Below are 18,384 nucleotides of genomic sequence, written 5' to 3'. Positions count from 1 at the left end.
CAGAGGCGCCGCCGCACCGGGTGCAGTGCCTGCCGGCGCTGCACCAAACGTTCCAACCCGCTTCTTCCGGCAACGCGCGCATGGCGCGGCGCCGCGACCAAGCCGCGCATCGCGCGCACCTCGCCTGACCAGGCGCGAGTATCCGTCATTTCAGACATCCGCCAGGATGCCGTGGCCCCTACCGCGCCTGCCCGGACGTTTTACGTTCAAACCGCTGGACCTGCTAATTTGAGTCCAACGCGCTTGCCGCCCCGCGGCGAGCCATGCCGCCGGCATGGCTGCGCGTATTGATAGGAGTAGAAAATGGCTAAAGAAGAACTCATCGAACTGGATGGCATCGTTGACGAAGTGCTGCCCGATAGCCGCTATCGCGTCACGCTGGACAACGGCATCGAAGTCGGCGCCTACGCCTCCGGCCGCATCCGCAAGCACCGCATCCGCATCCTGGCCGGCGACCGCGTCACCCTGGAAATGTCGCCGTACGACCTGACCAAGGGCCGCATCAACTTCCGCCACAAGGACGAGCGCGCCCCCGCCACGGCCCAGCGCCGCCCGCAGCAGTTTCGCCGCTGAGCCGGATGCCAGGGCCGGCGGCTTCCAGCCGCCCCCGGCCTTTCCGGCGCCAGCCTTAAGCCGGCCCGCCGGCATGCCGTAATGCGGGCAGCGCCGCACCCTGAAAGAATGGCGATCCCGCCAGGCGCCACCTGGGGCGGGACGCGCACGACGCAAGATGGATCTGAAAGAACAGTTGCAGGCAGCCGCTGACGAGCTTGCCCTGGCGCGCCGGCGATACGCCAAGGGCGAGGAAGGCCTGCGCCTGCTGAACCAGTCGCGCGAGGCGTTCATCAACAGCCTGCGCAACACCGGCCTGACCTACGCCGAGGCCAAGACCAAATTCGACAACTGCCTGGACGAGCAACAGGCCCAGCAGCTGCACGTGCGCCAGCAGATGGAGTATGCCGAGCGCATGCACCAGCACGTGCTCGGCCAGATCGCGCTGCAGGCCGCGCCCGCCTGAGGCGCGCGCCCGCTCAGGGCTTGAACGCCCCGATGAAGATGGCGGGGTCCACGCGGGCGTCGTTCAGGCTGACGTTCCAGTGCAGATGCGGGCCGGTCGCCCGCCCCGTCGATCCCACCTTGCCCACCAGCCCGCCGCGCGGCAGCTCGTCGCCGACCTTCACGTCGATGGCGGACATGTGGCAGAACATGCTGACGAAACCCTGGCCGTGGTCCAGGAACACCGTCTTGCCATTGAAGAAGTAATCCCCCACCAACACGACCACGCCGGCCGCCGGCGCCTTGATGGGCGTGCCCGCCGGCACGGCGAAATCCAGGCCCGAGTGCGGATTGCGCTCCTGGCCGTTGAAGAAACGCCGCAGGCCGAAGGGGCTGGACAGGCGGCCGCCATCGACCGGGCGGTCCAGCAGCAGGTTGCTGGGCATGACCCCGGCGCGGTAGCCGCGATTGGCCGCGCTCTGCTCGGCCAGTTCGCGTTCGATGCGCTTGAGGTCGTCCGGGTTGGGCTCGACCTGGCGCTGGTTCTTCAGCGTGATGCGCTGGGCCGCGTATTCCTTGGTGCGGACCTTGAAGGACAGCGTGCGCTGGCCCTGCGCGTCGGACACGGAAACCTGGTGCTCGCCCGGCTTGACGCTGAGCGCGATGCCGACCACGGCGATCCAGCGCCGGCCCTCCTCGCGCACGACAAGCACGCGCCGCCCCTGGAACGTGACTTCGGGGGCCTGATCGGCGTCGCCCAGACCCAGCACGGCGACGCCGCCGGGCACCGGGAAGTCGAGCTTGCGGGTGAGATAGCCGGCCGGCACGGCGTGCGCGGGCCAGCCCAGGCCGGCGGCGGCCGCGGCCAGCCCCAGCTTCAGAAGGTCGCGGCGTCGGAACATGGCGCTTACAGGCACAGGTTCGCCGGCTCGATGATGCTCTGGTCGCGCCGCGCGATGCGCGTGGACAGGCGGGCCTCGGTCTTGCCGCGCCAGTGGGTGGTGGTCAGCACCGCCTCGACGCCGAAGCTGTCCTGCTGGACCAGCTCGAAGCCATTGCGCACGGCCTTGCGCTCGAATTCGATGCCCAGGTTCTTCCAGGCCTCGGCCACGCAGTTCGTGTAGTCCTCCGCCGTGCGCTGGGTCGAACCGTAGAACACGGGGTCGCGCTCGCGCACGTCTTTGACGTTGGCGCAGGCGGTCAGGGCGGCCAGGGCGGTAAGGGACAGGACGGTACGGACCTTCATGGCAATGGAACTCTCGTGCGGATGAAAATGGGATCGGGCGCGGCCAACTATAGCGCAGCGCCGGCGCGGTATCAGCGGCGGGCCGATTTGGGGCGGAAGGCCGCGACGACCTCGGGGCGGGTCTCGGCATACGGGCCGCCGATCAGGTCGATGCAGTACGGAATGGCCGCGAAGATGCCCGGCACCTGCGCGGCGCCGTCCTCGCCCTTCAGGCCTTCCAGCGTTTCTCGGATGGATTTGGGCTGGCCGGGCAGGTTCACGATGAGGGCGGCGTGGTCGGCGGTTTCCCGGATCACGGCCACCTGCCGCGACAGGATCGCCGTGGGCACGAAGCGCAGGCTGATCTGGCGCATCTGTTCGCCGAAGCCCGGCATTTCCTTGGTGGCCACGGCCAGCGTCGCCTCCGGCGTGACGTCGCGGCGCGCCGGGCCGGTACCGCCGGTGGTCAGCACCAGGTCGCAGCCGCAGCCGTCCACCAGTTCGATCAGCGTCTCGGAAATGCGGGCCGGCTCGTCGGGGATCAGGCGGTCGACCGCCTGCCACGGCGAGGCCAGCGCGCCGCCCAGCCACTCGCGCAGCGCGGGCAATCCCTGGTCCTGATAGGCGCCGCTGGAGGCGCGATCGGAAACGGATACCAGGCCGATGATCAGTTCATCGGGATGGCTGCGGGCGATACGGGTAGCGGTCATGGCGAAATCGTCGTATGGGCAGAATGGGCGCCGCGGATGCGGCTCGTGGCGCGGTCAATCATGGAAATCCACGAGCACCGCGCAGCAACGATGCTATCGCATTCTTTCCCGGGGCTGGCTAACATCCGCCTACCCTCCGATCGGCGATCTTCCATGACTAAACGCACCTTGCGGCAGCACGCGCTGGCGGCGGCGCTGGCACTGGCCGCCGCCGCGGCCGCCGGATGGATCGCGCTGCACGCGCTGGCGCTGCGCACCGAGGCCGTGCCGCCCGCCGCCCCCGGCCTCCACATCCCCAACCTGGGCAACACGCTGGAGGAACAGACCCGCAACCTGTCGCGCCTGAGCCAGGCCCTGCGCACCGGGGACCGCCTGGTCATCCTGGGTTCGTCGGAGCTGACCAGCAACGACCTGCGCTTCGTGCCCTACCGCTATCTGCCCGACGAGCTGCAGATGCCGGTGCTGGCCTACGGCCATTCGGGCTTCCAGTCCCTGGGCATGCAGCTGGTGCTGGCGGCGCTGGCCGACGATCTCTCGCCCGCGTCGCGCGTGGTGGTGATGCTGTCGCCCGGCTGGTTCGACGGCGACGGCGGACTGGGTCCGGACGAATTCAAGGAACACGTCAATCCGCTGCTGCCGCGCCTGCTGCGCCAGCCCGAGGGCCGGGCCGAGCTGCTGCGCTGGCTGCGGGCCAAGGGCGACGCGGGCGTGGCCTGGTCGATGGCGGCCGAACAGGCCTACGTGCTGCGCCAGCGCCTGGCCGGGCTGTGGACGCCGGCCCATGCCGCGCCCGCCCCGCAGCCGGAAATCGCGGGGCCGGCCGCCGCCGCCCGGGTGGTGGACTGGGACGCCCTGGCCAGCCAGGCGCAGGACGCCGAACAGGCCCGGATGGCAGGCAATCCCTATGCGGTGCGCGACGAGTTCTTCGGCAAGTACCTGCGGACGGTGCCGGCCGGCGGCAAGACGGCCTGGCTGCCCCAGCCGCTGACCGGCCGCGACGAGCTGCGCGAGCTGGACGCGCTGATGGCGCTGCTGCGCGGGCGCGGCGTGGACGCGCTGTTCGTGATGCAGCCGCTGCATCCGCTGGTGTTCAAGGACCTGGACCGCTTCGAGCCGGTGCGGCGCGAGGTCGCGGCGCTTTGCGGCCGCTACGCCATGCGCTGCATGGACATGTACGGCGCGCCCTTCGAAGTGGGCACGCTGCGCGACGTGCAGCACCTGGGCGAGCTGGGCTGGCTGCGCGTGAACCAGAAAATCGCCGAAACCTTTCGCCCCTGAAGACGGAGTCGCCCATGAAAAGAACCTTGTGGCTGTGCCTGCTGTACCTGGGGCTGCTGGCGGTCATGCTGATCCAGGCCGATACCTCTGCCAATCTGGGCAAGCCGATAGAAATCGAATTCCAATATTCAAAGTTCTGAGCCAGCCCGACGGTGCGTCCCGATTTTTCGGGCCGGAATGTGACAAGAAACAGGTCACAAATCTGCAATAATCAGCGTCTCGCCGGAACCTCTCCCCTCCTCCATGTTCGACCTCTTCCACGGCCTAGACTTCTGGGTTGGCCTCAGTCTCGTGCTGGCCCTGACATTCGTCCTGGCCTTCGAATTCATCAACGGATTTCATGACACGGCCAATGCCGTGGCCACCGTCATCTACACCAAGGCCATGCCGCCGCACCTGGCGGTCGTGCTTTCCGGCATTTTCAATTTCTTCGGCGTGCTGCTGGGCGGCGTGGGCGTGGCCTACGCCATCGTGCACCTGCTGCCGGTGGAGCTGCTGATCAACGTGGACACCGGCCGCGGGCTGGCCATGGTGTTCGCCATGCTGGCCGCGGCCATCGCCTGGAACCTGGGCACCTGGTACTTCGGCATCCCCGCCTCCAGTTCGCACACGCTGATCGGCTCGATCCTGGGCGTGGGCCTGGCCAATGCGCTGATCACCGACCTGCCGCTGGCCGAGGGCGTGAACTGGGGCAAGGCCATCGACATCGGCCTGTCGCTGGTGGTGTCGCCGGTGGCCGGCTTCCTGGTGGCCGGCGGCCTGTTGCTCGCGCTCAAGCGCTGGCTGCCGCTGTCGAAAATGCACAAGACGCCGGAACAGCGCCGCGCCATCGACAACAAAAAGCACCCCCCGTTCTGGAACCGCCTGGTGCTGGTGCTGTCGGCGATGGGCGTGAGCTTCGTGCACGGCTCCAACGACGGGCAGAAAGGCATCGGCCTGATCATGCTGGTGCTGATCGGCATCGTGCCGGCCAATTTCGTGCTGGACACCAACAGCACCACCTACCAGATCGAGCGCACCCGCGACGCGGCCAATCACCTGCAAATGTTCTACCAGCGCAACGAGGCGATGCTGGGCGATTACCTGGCGCTCAAGCGCCACGACGCCACCACCGAGCTGCCGCCCAACTTCCGCTGCGATCCCGAACTGACCCTGCCGACCATCGCCGCCCTGCAGACCGATCTGCACGGCGTGGCCAACTACGTCGACCTGCCGGCCGACAAGCGCATCTCCGTGCGCCGCTACCTGCTGTGCCTGGACGACACGGCCAAGAAGGTGGCGCGCATCGAAGGCCTGCCGGCGCGCGAACGCTCGGACTTGCAGCGCCTGCGCGCCGACCTCACGGCCACCACCGAGTACGCCCCGTTCTGGGTCATCGTGGCGGTGGCCCTGGCCCTGGGCGCGGGCACCATGGTCGGCTGGCGCCGCGTGGTGCTGACGGTGGGCGAGAAGATCGGCAAGCAGGGCATGACGTATGCGCAAGGCATGTCCGCGCAGCTGACCGCGATGGGCGCCATCGGCCTGGCCAACGTGTTCAGCCTGCCGGTGTCGACCACCCACGTCCTGTCCTCGGGCGTGGCCGGCACCATGGTCGCCAACCGCACCGGCCTGCACGGCAGCACGGTGCGCAACATCCTGATGGCCTGGGTGCTGACCCTGCCGGCCTCGATGCTGCTGGCCGCCGGCCTGTTCTGGGTCGGCGTGCAGATCGCGGGCTGACCGCGCGTTCGCGGACGAACGCCCAACGCGCGGCGCCCATCAGCCAGCCAACGCCAGCAAAACCCCATACCCCGCCATGCCCAGCAGCACGGCCGCGCCCGTGTTGCTGACCAGCCGCGCCGCCACGGCCGTGACGACCAGCCCGCCGGCATAAGGCCCGATAGTTGCGGCCTGCTCGCCGGCGGCAAGCAGGTCGGGCACGATCACCGCGGCGGCGATGCCCGCCAGCAGCGACGGTCCCAGCGCGGCCAGCGCCGAGCCTTCGCGCGACAGGTGGCGCAGCAGCCGGCTGCGCTCCGACAGCATGAAGGGCAACGCCCGGGTCAGATAAGTGATCACGGCCATGGCGGCCACCGCCGCCCAGAAACCCAGTCCGTCGGCGTTCATGCCGTTCTCCTCAGGCGGTATGCGATGCAGCCCACGACGGCGCCGACCAGAATGGCCGTGCTGGTGTATCCCAGCGCGGCGACCGCGCCGGCGGCGGCCACCGCGGCCATCACCGGCAGGCCCATGCCGCGCCGGGCGCTCTGACACACCAGGGCCATGAACAGCGCCGGCAGCGCGAATCGCATCACCTGCGACAGCATCGGGTAATGGCGTTCCAGCCCGTCGCCGGCATAGACGCCGACGGCGGTGCCGGCGATCCAGGTCAGCCAGGCCCCCAGCCCCAGGGCCGTCATCCAAGCCTGGCGGCTTGCCGGGCTGACGCCCTGCAGGCGGTTGAAGGCGGTGGCGAAGACCTCGTCGGTCAGCAGAAAGGCGATTTTCAGGCGGTCGCGCAGCGCCGCCGGCAGAAAGCGCGACAGCAGCGGGCCGTACAGCAGGTGGCGGGCGTTGAGCAGCGAGCACAGCGCCACCACCCACAGCCAGGGCGTGCCGGCCTTGATGGACGCGAGCAGCAGGAACTGGCTGGCGCCGGCATACACCAGCACCGAAATCAGCACGACCTGCAGCGGCGCCAGGCCGGCCGCCATGCCGGCGATGCCGAAGGTCACGGCGACCGGAAAGTAGCCGATCATGACCGGCAGGCAGGATTTCAGGCCATCGAGGCGCGCGCCCGCGGGAGCGGGCGCCGGGGCGGATGAAGTCTCCAAGTTTTTTCGCTTTTATGGGTTGCGGCAGGCGCGTAGTTTACCGAGCCTCGTTACCCGGCCCCGCTAGACGTCGTCGGCCCCCAGCACCCGCAACTGGGCTTTCAGGCGCCGCACCTCCTGGCTCAGGTCCAGGATCAGCGCCGCGGCGTCCAGGCTGGCGCCGAAATCGCGCTCCAGCCGCCGTGCGTCCAGCGCGCGCTGCAGGTCCACGCTGTAGAAACGCCATTCCGCGGGCCGGCGTCCGCTGGCGTTGACGATGCCGACCTCGACCAGCCGGGCTATCCATTCCACTTCCTGGCCACAGGCGCGAGCGAGGTCGTCGGCGCTCAGCGGCTGCGACTTGCCCACGACGGTGGCGCTGGTGATGACGAGCTTCTTCATGATCAGACCCCCATGTGGCGCCGCGGGTTGAAAGGCAGCTCCTGTTCCAGCCTGCGGTAGGCCGCCTTGGCCGCCTCGCTGTCGGCCGGCGGCAGCACCAGGTCCAGCACCAGGTACAGGTCTCCCGGCGGATCGCCCGGAATGCCGCGTCCGCGCAGGCGCAGCTTGCGGCCGTTGCCGGAACCCGGCGGAATCGTGACCTCGACCGCGCCGCCCGGCGTGGGCGCCGTGACGGCGGCGCCCAGCGCGGCCTCCCAGGGCGCCACCGGCAGCGTCATGTAGAGATCGCGGCCGTCGGCGCGGTAGCGCGGGTGCGGCTTGAAGCGGATCTCCAGGTACAGGTCGCCGTTTTCGCCCCCGCCATAGCCGGGCATGCCCTGGCCGGCCAGCCGGATGTACTGGCCTTCGCGCACGCCCGCGGGAATCCGCACGCTCAGCGTGCGGGTCTGCATCTGCGGATGGCCTTCGTCGTCGATCTTCATGGAACGCAGGCTGATGTCGCGCGTGGCGCCCTTGATCGCATCCTCCAGGTCCACCTCGATGGCGGCGTGATGGTCTTCGCCGCGCGCGCGGAATTCCTGCTGCTGCGGGCCGCCGCGGCGGGCGCGGCCGCCGAACAGCGACGAGAAGAATTCGCTGAACTGGGCTTCCTCGCCGGGCGCCGCGCCGCGGTGGAATTCGAAGCCCTCGTCCCAGCCGGGCGGCGGCTGGAAGCCGCCTCCGGGCGACACGCCCGCGGCCAGATTGTCGTAGGCCAGCCGTTTTTCCTGGTCGCGCAGCACGTCGTAGGCCTCGTTGACGTCGCGCATCTTGGTCTCGGCGTCTTTTTCCTTGCTGACGTCGGGATGGTACTTGCGGGCGAGCTTGCGGTAGGCGCGCCGGATCTCGTCCTCGGACGCGCCGCGCTCCACTCCTAAAATACCGTAGTAATCCTTGAACTCCATGGTCCGCCCTTTGCGAGGGTTGCGGCCGCCTTCGGATCGCGCCGGAATCCGGCCTTGAATATCAAGAAGATAGGGGCTGCGTACCGATTTTTCAATGCGTCCGGTCAGCCATCGTGCGCGGCGGCCGGGACGGCGATTAGCGTAGTATTTATGTTTTACCGGGTGAAACCGTCCTATCGCAACGCAGGATCGACCATGAAAATGAGCAATATCCCCTTCGGCACCACAGACTGGTCCGAGGTGGAACGCACCGAACACGCCGGCGAGACCGGCATGGCCTTCTGGCGCACGCGGCACTTCGGCGACCTGCGCGTGCGCATGGTCGAATACACGCCCGGCTACCTGGCCGACCACTGGTGCAGCAAGGGCCACATCCTGTTCTGCCTGGAAGGCGAACTGCACACCGAACTCGAGGACGGCCGGCAATTCGTGCTGACGCCCGGCATGAGCTACCAGGTCGCGGACCAGGCCGAGCCGCACCGTTCCTCGACCGCCACCGGGGCCCGGCTCTTCATCGTGGACTGAGCCGGCCCGCATCAGTTTGGATATCACCGGAGACCGCACTTGGGCGCCCCGCTTACGCTATTCGTCGATTCCCTGTTCCTCAGCCCCTACGCCATGTCGGCCTATGTGGCGCTGACCGAGAAACGGCTGCCGTTCGAAATCCGCCCCATCGACCTGGAGGCGGGCGAGCAGCGCATGCAGCCCTACCAGGCGCGCGCCCTGACTTCGCGGGTGCCCGCCCTGACCCACGAGGGCTTTCACCTGACCGAATCGAGCGCCATCGCCGAATACCTGGACGAAGCCTTCCCGGCGCCGGCGCATGCCGCGCTCTATCCGAAGGAGCTGCGGGCCCGCGCCCGCGCCCGCCAGCTGCAGGCCTGGCTGCGCAGCGACCTGGCCGCGCTGCGCCAGGAGCGCCCCACCGAAACCGTGTTCTACGGCGCCGCCGGCCAGCCGCTGTCCGACGCCGCCCATGCCGCGGCCGCCAAGCTCATCCAGGTGGCGAGCTGTCTGCTGGAAGGCGGCCGGTCCTGTCTGTTCGATGAATGGTGCATCGCGGACACCGACCTGGCGGTGACGCTCAAGCGCCTGTCCCAGGACGACCTGCCCGACGCGCTGCGCGCCTACGCCGACGGGCAATGGCAGCGGCCCTCGGTGCAGACCTGGCTGGAGCACAACGCCGCGGCGCGGGGCTGATCGGGCGCGCCGGCCGCGGCGGGATATAAAGGGACGGGTAATTCCGGCCTGTTTGACGGCGATCAGCCTTGCTCATGTTGCGACGCAACATCCGTTGCGGTGTAATGGGGGAGTCAATCTGGCCGGTTCCACTCGGAACCGGCCTGGCGGCGACCGTCGCCGCCGATATCAAAGGAGATCGCCCATGGCCGGTTCCGACACCAATCGCTCCCCCGCCCCGCTCTTGAATCCCTGGGCCGCGGCCTACGAATACGCCGTGGACGCCTGGCAGCGCGGCGTGCTCTACGCCGACGTGATGCGCCAGCGCGGCAACCAGTATCACGAACACATGGCCAAGCGCGCCCCCAACGTGCTGAGCATGGAATCCGAGCTGGTGCTGGACGGCCGCTGCCTGCCGCGTCCCGTCAACTACGGCCTGCTGCGCATCAAGCCGCCGGCCGGCGTCGAAACCGACCCCATCAAGCGCCCCTTCCTGGTGGTGGACCCGCGCGCCGGGCATGGCCCGGGCATCGGCGGCTTCAAGCCCCAGAGCGAAATCGGCGTGGCGGTGCGCGCCGGGCATCCCTGCTATTTCGCTACCTTCCTGCCGCAGCCCATGCCCAGCCAGACCGTCGAAGACGTGATGATGGCCGAGGCCCGCTTCCTGGAAGAAATCATCGCGCTGCACCCCGACGCCGAGGGCAAGCCGGTGGTGGTCGCCAATTGCCAGGCGGGCTGGCAGATCATGATGACCGCGGCGGTGCGTCCCGAGCTATTCGGCCCCATCATCGTGGCCGGCGCGCCGCTGTCGTACTGGGCCGGCTGGCGCGGCATGAATCCCATGCGCTACGCCGGCGGCCTGCTGGGCGGCAGCTGGCTCACCGCGCTGACCAGCGACCTGGGCAACGGCATGTTCGACGGCGCCTGGCTGGTGCAGAACTTCGAGAACCTGAATCCGGCCAACACGCTGTGGTCCAAGCAGTACAACCTGTACTCCAAGGTGGACACCGAGTCCCCGCGCTACCTCAGCTTCGAGAAATGGTGGGGCGGCCACGTCTTCCTGAACGGCCCCGAGATCCAGTACATCGTCGACAACCTGTTCGTCGGCAACCGGCTGGCCACCGCCGGCCTGGTGACTTCCGACGGCATCCGCATCGACCTGCGCAACATCCGTTCGCCCATCGTGGTGTTCTGCTCCAAGGGCGACAACATCACGCCCCCGCCGCAGGCGCTGGGCTGGATTCCCGACCTGTACCAGAACGAGGCCGAGGTGCTGGCCCACGGCCAGACCATCGTCTACGCCGTGCATGAAAGCATCGGCCACCTGGGCATCTTCGTGTCCGGCAGCGTGGCCTGCAAGGAGCACCTGGAGTTCACCTCCAACATCGACATGATCGACGTGCTGCCGCCGGGCATCTACCAGGCCGAAATCGCCGACAAGACGCCCGACACGCCCAACGCCGACCTGGCCTATGGCAACTACGTGCTGTCGTTCGAGCAGCGCACGCTGGACGACGTGCGCGCCATCGTCGACCGCAAGGAAGAAGACGACCGCCGCTTCGCCGCCGTCGCCCGCATCTCCGACATCAACCTGGGCATGTACCGCAGCTTCGTGCAGCCCTGGGTGCGCGCCATGGTCACGCCGCAATCGGCCGAATGGGCGCAGCGCCTGCATCCGCTGCGCCTGCCCTACGAACTGATCTCCGACCGCAACCCGCTGGTCGCGCCGGTCGCCCAGGTGGCCGAGCAGGTGCGCGAACACCGCCAGCCGGTCTCGCCCAACAACCCCTTCCTGCAGGCCCAGGAAATGTTCTCGAAACTGATCGAGACCAGCCTGAACATCTGGCAGGAGCTGCGCGACTCGGCCGACGAGCGCACCTTCATGAGCGTGTACGGCTCGCCCCTGGTGCAGGACCTGGCGGGGCTGGGCGCGCGCTCCGGCCCGCCGCGCAAGCACCCCGGCGTTTCGCCCGAACACCTGCAGTTCATGGAGCAGCGCGCCGCCGAGCTGTGCTCGCTGCTGCAGGAAGGCGGCCTGCGCGTGGCCGCCATCCGCATGCTGCTGTACGTCTCGGGCGCCGAGGGCGGCCTGGACGAGCGCAGCTTCGCACTCATTCGCAAGATGCGCGCCGAGTCCGACACCGCGCTGACCCTGCAGGAATTCAAGGACATCACCCGCGACCAGGCCCTGATGATGACGCTAGATTCGGCCGCCGCGGTCCAGGCCATGCCGCGTCTGCTCGACGGCGCGCCGGCTGCCGCGATCCGCGAAACGCTGGACACCATGAAGCACGTGCTGGAGGCGGCCGAGCCCCTCAGCGAGGCCGCGCGCGCCAGCCTGGGCGAGATGGAACGCATCTTCGAGGCCGCCGAAGAACGCGCCAGGAAGCGCGAACAGGCCCTGCTCGAAGCCTCGCCTGCGGTCAAGCCCGCGGCGCGCGTGGCCTCGGCCCGCAGCGCCGCGCCGGCCGCCGCGGTCAAGCCCGCCAAGGCGGTGAAGGCCGTGAAAGCCGTGAAGACCGCCGCCAAGGCCGCCCCGCCGGCCAAGCGCGCCGCCAAGACCCCCGCACGCAAATCCGCCAAGGCCAACACACGATGACCCTGCCCGCCGCCACCCACTACGACAAGCTCATCGCCCGCGCGCAGACGCTGGCGCCGGCCCCGTGCGCCATCGCCCATCCCTGCGACGAACCGTCGCTGTCGGCCGCGCTGATGGCGCGCGACCTGGGCCTGCTGCAGCCCATCCTGGTGGGGCCGGAACTGAAGATCCGCTCCACCGCCACCGAGCACGGGCTGGACCTGGGCAACGCCCGCATCGTCGACGCGCCGCACAGCCACGCGGCCGCCGAAACGGCGGTCGCGCTGGTGCGCAGCGCCGAGGCCACGCTGCTGATGAAGGGCAGCCTGCACACCGACGAGCTCATGCACGAGGTCGTGGCCCGCAACACCGGGCTGCGCAGCGGCCGGCGCATCAGCCATGCGTTCATCATGGAGGTGCCCACCTACGCCGAGCCGCTGTTCATCACCGACGCGGCCATCAACATCTTCCCCGACCTCGAAACCAAGGCCGACATCATCCGCAACGTGATCGACCTGCACCACGGCCTGGGCCTGGGCGAGCCGCGCGTGGCCATCCTGTCGGCGGTCGAGCAGGTCACGCCCAGCATCCCCGGCACCATCGACGCGGCGGCGCTGTGCAAGATGGCCGACCGCGGCCAGATCACCGGCGGCCTGCTCGACGGCCCGCTGGCGCTGGACAACGCCATCAATCCCGAGGCGGCCCGCATCAAGGGCATCCGCTCCCCCGTCGCCGGCATCGCGCAGGTGCTGGTGGTGCCGGACCTGGAAGCCGGCAACATGCTGGCCAAGAACCTGACCTTCCTGGCCAACGCCGAGGCGGCCGGCATCGTGCTGGGCGCGCGCGTGCCCATCATCCTGACCAGCCGCGCCGACAGCCCGCGCTCGCGCCTGGCTTCCTGTGCGGTGGCGGCCATCTACGCGCACCACCTGAGCCAGCAGCAGGCCCGCCCGCTGGCGTAAAGGTAAAACCCGGCAAAGAACCCGCCGCCCCTACTCTCCCGGAGTCACAGCGCCATGAGCGACACGCCCCGCGACACCATTCTCGTCATCAACGCCGGCAGTTCCAGCATCAAGTTCTACCTGTACGACATCGGGGGCGAGCAGGACCTGACCCCGCGGCTGGGCGGCCAGATCGAGGGCATCGGCACGCTGCGCCCCAGGCTGCGCGTGCGCGACGCGGCCGGCCAGCCGCTGGTCGAGCGCGACATCGCGCCGGGCCACGCGTCCGACGTGCCCAATGCGCAGGAAGTGGTGGGCACCTGGCTGAGCGGCCATCTGGGCGGCGCGCCGCTGGCGGTGGGCCATCGGGTGGTGCATGGCGGCCCCGACCTCTCCGAGCCCGTGCTGGTCGACGACGAGATCCTGGCGCAGCTGGAGACCTATGCGCCGCTGGCGCCGCTGCACCAGCCGAACAACCTGGCCCCGATCCGCGTGATCCGCGAGCGCCGCCCGGCGATCGCGCAGGTGGCCTGCTTCGACACGGCCTTCCACCGCAGCCATTCCGACGTGGCCGACCGCTATGCGGTGCCGGAAAAGCTGTACCGCGAAGGCGTGCGCCGCTACGGGTTTCATGGCCTGTCCTACGAATACATCGCGCAGCGCCTGCGCCAGGCCCTGCCCGACATCGCCACGGGCAGGATCATCGCCGCGCACCTGGGCTCGGGCGTGTCGGCCTGCGCCATGCACCACGGCAAAAGCGTGGACAGCACCATGGGCTTCACCGCGCTCGAAGGGCTGCCCATGGGCACGCGTCCGGGCCGGCTGGACGCCGGCGTGGTGCTGTGGATGATGGAACAAGGCATGAGCCACGACGAGATCGAGCACATGCTGTACTACGACTGCGGCATGAAGGGGCTGTCCGGCATCAGCAACGACATGCGCGAACTGCTGGCCAGCGAAGCGCCGTCGGCCAGGATGGCGCTGCAGTATTTCGCATGGCGCGTGGCCGAAGGCATGATCGGCCTGGCCTGCGCCATGAACGGCGTGGACGCCATCGTCTTCACCGCCGGCGTGGGCGAGAACTCCGCCGAGATCCGCCAGGCGATCAGCGCGCACTGGGGCTGGCTGGGCATCAGGCTGGACCCCGAACGCAACGCCCGCCACGGCCCGCGCATCTCCAGCGACGACAGCCCCATCGGCGTCTACGTCGTGCGCACCAACGAAGAACTGATCATTGCCCAGCACACGCTGGCGCTGCTGCGCCAGCGTTAGGCGCCGGCCGGCGCCAGCGCTCGATCGCGTCGACCGCCTGCTCGGGGCTGCCGAAGATCTTGTCGCGGCCGATCTTCCTGACCAGGCCGGAACGCTCCAGCGCCGTGCGGAACTGGCCGTGTCCGCCGGCGATCAGCAGCGTCATGCCGCGCGCGTCCAGCTCGCGCTTGAGTTCGTACAGCGCCTCGACCGCGTCGGCGTCGGCCTGGGTCATCGCCTCGGCGTCCAGCACGAACCACTGCGCGCCGGCGGCCTGGTCCATCACTTCGCGGGCGCGCCGGCGGAACGCGTCGGCGTTGAAGAACCACACGGACGATTCGAACAGCCACACCACCGTGCCCGGCACCGGCTGGGCGTCGGGGTTCAGGTGCAGCTTGCCCAGCACCGATTCGCCGGGCAGCCGCCCCAGCAGCGCGTCGCGGGGATTGCCCGACACGTACATGGCGTACAGCAGCGTGGCGCCCACCGAGACCGCCACGCCCTGCAGCACGCCGAAGCCGATCACGCCCACGGCCGCCAGGATGCCGAAGGCCAGCTCGATGCGCGAAATGTGCGCCAGGCGCATGAAGGCCTGGCCGTCGAACAGGCTGACCGCGGCCAGCAGCAGGATGGCCGACAGCACCGCCTGCGGCAGCCAGTACAGCGGCGCGCTCAACAGCCCCACCACCACCGCCAGCGCCGCCGCGGCGCTGATGCTGACCAGCGGCGACGAGCCGCCGGCCACCAGCCCGACCGCGGTGCGCGAGTCGGCGCCGGTCACCACGAAGCCCTGGAACAGGCCGGCGGCCACGTTGGCCGCGCCAAAGCCCACCAGCTCGCGGTTGGGGTCGATGTGTTCGCCGGTGCGCGCGGCGAAGCTGCGGGCCGTGACGATGCCGCTGGAAAAGCTCACCACCAGCACCCCGGCCGCGCCCATCAGGATGCCGTCCACGCCCTCCAGCCGCAGCGGCAGGCTGAGCGCCGGCAGACCGGCGGGCACGTCGCCGACCACGGCGATGCCCAGCGAGGGAAAGTCGAACAGCCAGGACAGCAGGCAGGAGCCCGCCACCAGCATGATGGGGCCGGGCCAGCCCGGCCGCCAGCGCTTGAGCGCCACCAGCAGCACGCATGAAAGCACGCCCAGGACGAGCGTGGGAATCCGGACCTCCGGCAGGCGCCGCGACAGCTCCAGGAAAGGATGCACCAGGCCGCTGTTGCGCAGGCCCACGCCCGTCAGGCCGCTGAGCTGCGAAAGGGCCAGCGTGACCGCCACGCCCGCCATATAGCCGATCAGCACCGGCCGCGACAGCAGGTTGGCCAGCACGCCCAGGCGCAGCACGCGCGCGATCAGGCAGCCCACGCCCACCGTCAGCGCGATGCCGGTGGCGGCCACCAGGCGATCTTCGGGGGTGCTGAGCGCCATGCCGGTAAGCGTGGCGGCGATCAGCGTGCAGGTGGCGGTGTCGGGCCCGACGATGAGCGTGCGCGACGATCCGAAGACCGCGTAGCCCAGCATGCCCGCGATGGCGGCCCACAGGCCGGCCACGGGCGGCACGCCCATCATGGCCGCGTAGGCCAGCCCCACCGGCAGCGCCACCGCCGCCACGCTCAGGCCGGCCATGGCGTCGCGCCGCGCCGATTCCCGGGTGAGGCCGCGGAGGTTGTTCAGGCCGGGAAACAGGCGGAGGATCATGGCGGCGCAATGACGGCAATGGCGGCAGCGGGGCCGGGGAAAACCGGCGGCTCGCGCCGCCGGATGGGTTACGCGCCGGCGTCCGTCGAGGCGCGGGCTTCCAGCACCGCGACGGCGGGCAGGGTCTTGCCTTCCAGGAACTCCAGGAACGCGCCGCCGCCGGTCGAGATGTAGCCGACCTGCTCGCCGATGCCGTACTTGGCGATGGCGGCCAGCGTGTCGCCGCCGCCGGCGATGGAAAAGCCGGCCGAGTCGGCGATGGCGCGGGCCACCACTTCGGTGCCGTGGGCGAACTGGTCGAACTCGAACACGCCCACCGGGCCGTTCCAGACGATGGTGCCGGCCTGCTTCAGGATGCCGGCCAGCTGCGCCGCGGTCTGCGGGCCGATGTCCAGGATCATGTCGTCCTCGGCCACGTCGGCCGCGGCCTTGACCGTGGCTTCGGCGTCGGCGCCGAAGGACTTGGCGCAGACCACGTCCACCGGGATCGGCACGGCCGCGCCGCGCTGTTTCATCATGTCGATGACGGCGCGGGCCTGCTCGACCTGGTCGGGCTCGGCCAGCGATTTGCCGATGGGCAGGCCGGCGGCCAGCATGAAGGTGTTGGCGATGCCGCCGCCCACCACCAGCTGGTCGACCTTGTCGGCCAGCGATTGCAGGATGGACAGCTTGGTCGAGACCTTGGAGCCGCCGACGATGGCGACCAGCGGACGCTTGGGCTCGTGCAGCGCGCGGCCCAGGGCTTCGAGTTCGGCGGCCAGCAGCGGGCCGGCGCAGGCCACGGGCGCGAAGCGCGCGATGCCGTGGGTGGTGGCCTCGGCGCGGTGCGCGGTGCCGAAGGCGTCGTTGACATAGACGTCGCAAAGCGCGGCCATCTTGCGCGCGAGGGTTTCGTCGTCTTTCTTCTCGCCGACGTTGACGCGGCAGTTCTCCAGCAGCACGACCTGGCCGTGGTCGACCTTGACGCCGTCGACCCAGTCGCGCACCAGCTGCACGGGCATGCCCAGCAGCTCGGACAGGCGCTGGCCGACCTTGGCCAGCGAATCGGCCTCGGTCAGCACGCCTTCCTTGGGGCGGCCCAGGTGGGACGTGACCATCACGGCGGCGCCGGCGTCCAGCGCCATGCGGATGCCGGGCACCGAGGCGCGGATGCGGGTGTCTTCGCTGATGCGGCCGGCGTCGTCGAACGGCACGTTCAGATCGGCGCGGATGAACACGCGCTTGCCGGACAGGGCGCCGGACTTGGCCAGCGCGGACAGGGTATTGACCTTGGGCATGAGTATGGATTCCTACGATTGGCGTACAAAGGGGACGAACCCATTTTCCGCGCCGGCGGAAAACAAATCCGTCCCCTGTGGACTGACTGCGTGGCTTACTTGGCCGTCATCAGCGCGACGGTGGTGTCGAGCATGCGGTTCGAGAAGCCCCACTCGTTGTCGTACCAGGACGAGACCTTGACCAGGCGGCCCGAGACCTTGGTCAGCGACGCGTCGACGGTGCTGGAGGCCGGGTTGTGGTTGTAGTCCACCGAGACCAGGGGTTCGGTGTTGTAGTCCAGGATGCCCTTGAGCTCGCCTTCCGAGGCGGCCTTCAGGATGCCGTTGACTTCTTCGACGGTGGTGTCGCGCTTGGCCACGAAGGACAGGTCGACGATGGACACGTTGATGGTCGGGACGCGGATGGCGTAGCCGTCCAGCTTGCCGTTCAGTTCAGGCAGCACCAGGCCCACGGCGGCGGCGGCGCCGGTCTTGGTGGGAATCATGCTCATGGTGGCCGAACGGGCGCGGCGCAGGTCTTCGTGGTAGACGTCGGTCAGGACCTGGTCGTTGGTGTAGGCGTGGACCGTGGTCATCAGGCCGTTTTCCAGGCCCAGCTTGTCGTTCAGCGGCTTGACCAGCGGGGCCAGGCAGTTGGTGGTGCACGACGCGTTGGAGATGACGGTGTCCGAGGCCTTCAGCACGCCGTGGTTCACGCCGTACACGACGGTGGCGTCGACGTCCTTGCCGCCGGGAGCCGAGATGATGACCTTCTTGGCGCCGCCCTTGATGTGCGCGCCGGCCTTTTCCTTGGTGGTGAAAAAGCCCGTGCATTCCAGCACCACGTCGACCTTCAGCTCGCCCCAGGGCAGCTCGGCCGGGTTGCGGTTGGCCAGCACGCGGATCTTGTCGCCGTTGACGACCATGTATTCGCCGTCGACCTCGACCGTGCCCGGGAACTTGCCGTGGGCGGTGTCGTAGCGCGTCAGGTGCGCGTTGGTCTTGGGATCGCCCAGGTCGTTGATGGCGACGATTTCGATGTCGTGCTTCTTGCCACCTTCGTAGTGGGCACGCAGGATGTTGCGGCCGATGCGGCCGTAACCGTTGATGGCGACGCGAATGGTCATGACTAAGCTCCT

20 protein-coding genes are annotated in these 18,384 nt (G+C 69.2%); 10 read left to right on the top strand and 10 right to left on the bottom strand.

Annotation, left to right across the window (positions count from 1 at the left end):
* Nucleotides 1–303 precede the first annotated feature (303 nt).
* Complete coding sequence (gene infA / locus AC1M14_RS06095) at nt 304–573, top strand: translation initiation factor IF-1 (protein ID WP_102773665.1); 270 nt, start codon at nt 304–306, stop codon at nt 571–573.
* A 157-nt stretch (nt 574–730) separates the two neighbouring features.
* Nucleotides 731–1,018: a hypothetical protein gene (locus AC1M14_RS06090; RefSeq protein ID WP_102773666.1), complete on the top strand. Its 288-nt coding sequence runs from the start codon at nt 731–733 to the stop codon at nt 1,016–1,018.
* A gap of 13 nt (nt 1,019–1,031) precedes the next feature.
* Here AC1M14_RS06090 and AC1M14_RS06085 read toward each other — a convergent pair whose 3' ends face one another.
* From AC1M14_RS06085 to mog, 3 genes are all read right to left on the bottom strand, one after another.
* Nucleotides 1,032–1,898: a peptidoglycan DD-metalloendopeptidase family protein gene (locus AC1M14_RS06085; RefSeq protein ID WP_479731210.1), complete on the bottom strand. Its 867-nt coding sequence runs from the start codon at nt 1,896–1,898 to the stop codon at nt 1,032–1,034.
* A 5-nt stretch (nt 1,899–1,903) separates the two neighbouring features.
* Nucleotides 1,904–2,242 carry a hypothetical protein gene (locus AC1M14_RS06080; protein ID WP_102773668.1) on the bottom strand — a complete coding sequence of 113 codons (339 nt, stop codon included), beginning with the start codon at nt 2,240–2,242 and terminating at the stop codon, nt 1,904–1,906.
* A 71-nt stretch (nt 2,243–2,313) separates the two neighbouring features.
* Nucleotides 2,314–2,931 (bottom strand): molybdopterin adenylyltransferase, encoded by a 618-nt coding sequence (gene mog / locus AC1M14_RS06075; RefSeq protein WP_479731209.1) that lies wholly within the window; start codon nt 2,929–2,931, stop codon nt 2,314–2,316.
* A 153-nt stretch (nt 2,932–3,084) separates the two neighbouring features.
* Here mog and AC1M14_RS06070 point away from each other — a divergent pair, with 153 nt between their 5' ends.
* The 3 genes from AC1M14_RS06070 to AC1M14_RS06060 all read left to right on the top strand — a co-directional run bounded on the left by AC1M14_RS06070 (nt 3,085) and on the right by AC1M14_RS06060 (nt 5,928).
* Nucleotides 3,085–4,209, top strand: coding sequence for a D-alanyl-lipoteichoic acid biosynthesis protein DltD (locus AC1M14_RS06070; protein WP_479731208.1), 1,125 nt, complete (start codon nt 3,085–3,087; stop codon nt 4,207–4,209).
* A gap of 14 nt (nt 4,210–4,223) precedes the next feature.
* Nucleotides 4,224–4,349 carry a hypothetical protein gene (locus AC1M14_RS06065; RefSeq protein WP_281492758.1) on the top strand — a complete coding sequence of 42 codons (126 nt, stop codon included), beginning with the start codon at nt 4,224–4,226 and terminating at the stop codon, nt 4,347–4,349.
* 103 nt (nt 4,350–4,452) lie between these two features.
* Nucleotides 4,453–5,928, top strand: a complete 1,476-nt coding sequence (locus AC1M14_RS06060) for an inorganic phosphate transporter (protein ID WP_102773671.1) — start codon at nt 4,453–4,455, stop codon at nt 5,926–5,928.
* A 39-nt stretch (nt 5,929–5,967) separates the two neighbouring features.
* On the opposite strand, the gene AC1M14_RS06055 is transcribed toward AC1M14_RS06060, so the two are convergent.
* The 4 genes from AC1M14_RS06055 to AC1M14_RS06040 all read right to left on the bottom strand — a co-directional run bounded on the left by AC1M14_RS06055 (nt 5,968) and on the right by AC1M14_RS06040 (nt 8,347).
* Nucleotides 5,968–6,315, bottom strand: coding sequence for an AzlD domain-containing protein (locus AC1M14_RS06055; RefSeq protein WP_209165822.1), 348 nt, complete (start codon nt 6,313–6,315; stop codon nt 5,968–5,970).
* Nucleotides 6,312–7,022, bottom strand: coding sequence for an AzlC family ABC transporter permease (locus AC1M14_RS06050; RefSeq protein ID WP_209165823.1), 711 nt, complete (start codon nt 7,020–7,022; stop codon nt 6,312–6,314). Before AC1M14_RS06050 ends, AC1M14_RS06055 begins: the two co-directional genes overlap by 4 nt.
* Before the next feature lie 63 nt (nt 7,023–7,085).
* Nucleotides 7,086–7,403, bottom strand: coding sequence for a chaperone modulator CbpM (locus AC1M14_RS06045; protein WP_102773674.1), 318 nt, complete (start codon nt 7,401–7,403; stop codon nt 7,086–7,088).
* Nucleotides 7,404–7,405: 2 nt separating this feature from the next.
* Nucleotides 7,406–8,347, bottom strand: coding sequence for a DnaJ C-terminal domain-containing protein (locus AC1M14_RS06040; RefSeq protein ID WP_102773675.1), 942 nt, complete (start codon nt 8,345–8,347; stop codon nt 7,406–7,408).
* Between the two features lie 195 nt (nt 8,348–8,542).
* Between AC1M14_RS06040 and AC1M14_RS06035 the strand changes: the two genes are divergently transcribed.
* From AC1M14_RS06035 to AC1M14_RS06015, 5 genes are all read left to right on the top strand, one after another.
* Nucleotides 8,543–8,872, top strand: coding sequence for a DHCW motif cupin fold protein (locus AC1M14_RS06035; protein WP_479731207.1), 330 nt, complete (start codon nt 8,543–8,545; stop codon nt 8,870–8,872).
* A gap of 39 nt (nt 8,873–8,911) precedes the next feature.
* Nucleotides 8,912–9,547 carry a glutathione transferase gene (gene yfcF, locus AC1M14_RS06030; RefSeq protein WP_479731206.1) on the top strand — a complete coding sequence of 212 codons (636 nt, stop codon included), beginning with the start codon at nt 8,912–8,914 and terminating at the stop codon, nt 9,545–9,547.
* A 184-nt stretch (nt 9,548–9,731) separates the two neighbouring features.
* Entirely contained in the window at nt 9,732–12,125 is a 2,394-nt protein-coding gene (locus AC1M14_RS06025) for a DUF3141 domain-containing protein (protein WP_111825655.1), read from the top strand.
* On the top strand, nt 12,122–13,066 hold the full coding sequence (locus AC1M14_RS06020; protein WP_479731205.1) for a phosphate acetyltransferase: 945 nt from the start codon (nt 12,122–12,124) through the stop codon (nt 13,064–13,066). The genes AC1M14_RS06025 and AC1M14_RS06020 overlap by 4 nt, the downstream gene beginning before the upstream one ends.
* A 54-nt stretch (nt 13,067–13,120) precedes the next feature.
* A complete protein-coding gene (locus AC1M14_RS06015) occupies nt 13,121–14,317 on the top strand; it encodes an acetate/propionate family kinase (RefSeq protein WP_479731204.1) in 1,197 nt (398 codons plus the stop codon).
* On the opposite strand, the gene AC1M14_RS06010 is transcribed toward AC1M14_RS06015, so the two are convergent.
* From AC1M14_RS06010 to gap, 3 genes are all read right to left on the bottom strand, one after another.
* Nucleotides 14,277–15,989: a SulP family inorganic anion transporter gene (locus AC1M14_RS06010; RefSeq protein ID WP_479731203.1), complete on the bottom strand. Its 1,713-nt coding sequence runs from the start codon at nt 15,987–15,989 to the stop codon at nt 14,277–14,279. The two genes, AC1M14_RS06015 and AC1M14_RS06010, sit on opposite strands and share 41 nt — an antisense overlap.
* 68 nt (nt 15,990–16,057) lie before the next feature.
* Nucleotides 16,058–17,266 carry a phosphoglycerate kinase gene (locus AC1M14_RS06005; protein WP_111825657.1) on the bottom strand — a complete coding sequence of 403 codons (1,209 nt, stop codon included), beginning with the start codon at nt 17,264–17,266 and terminating at the stop codon, nt 16,058–16,060.
* A 95-nt stretch (nt 17,267–17,361) separates the two neighbouring features.
* Entirely contained in the window at nt 17,362–18,372 is a 1,011-nt protein-coding gene (gene gap, locus AC1M14_RS06000; protein ID WP_102773681.1) for a type I glyceraldehyde-3-phosphate dehydrogenase, read from the bottom strand.
* Between the last annotated feature and the right edge of the window lie 12 nt (nt 18,373–18,384).

The organism is Achromobacter sp. SX5 (genome assembly GCF_056711425.1).
This window is presented reverse-complemented; position numbering and strand designations above follow the sequence as displayed.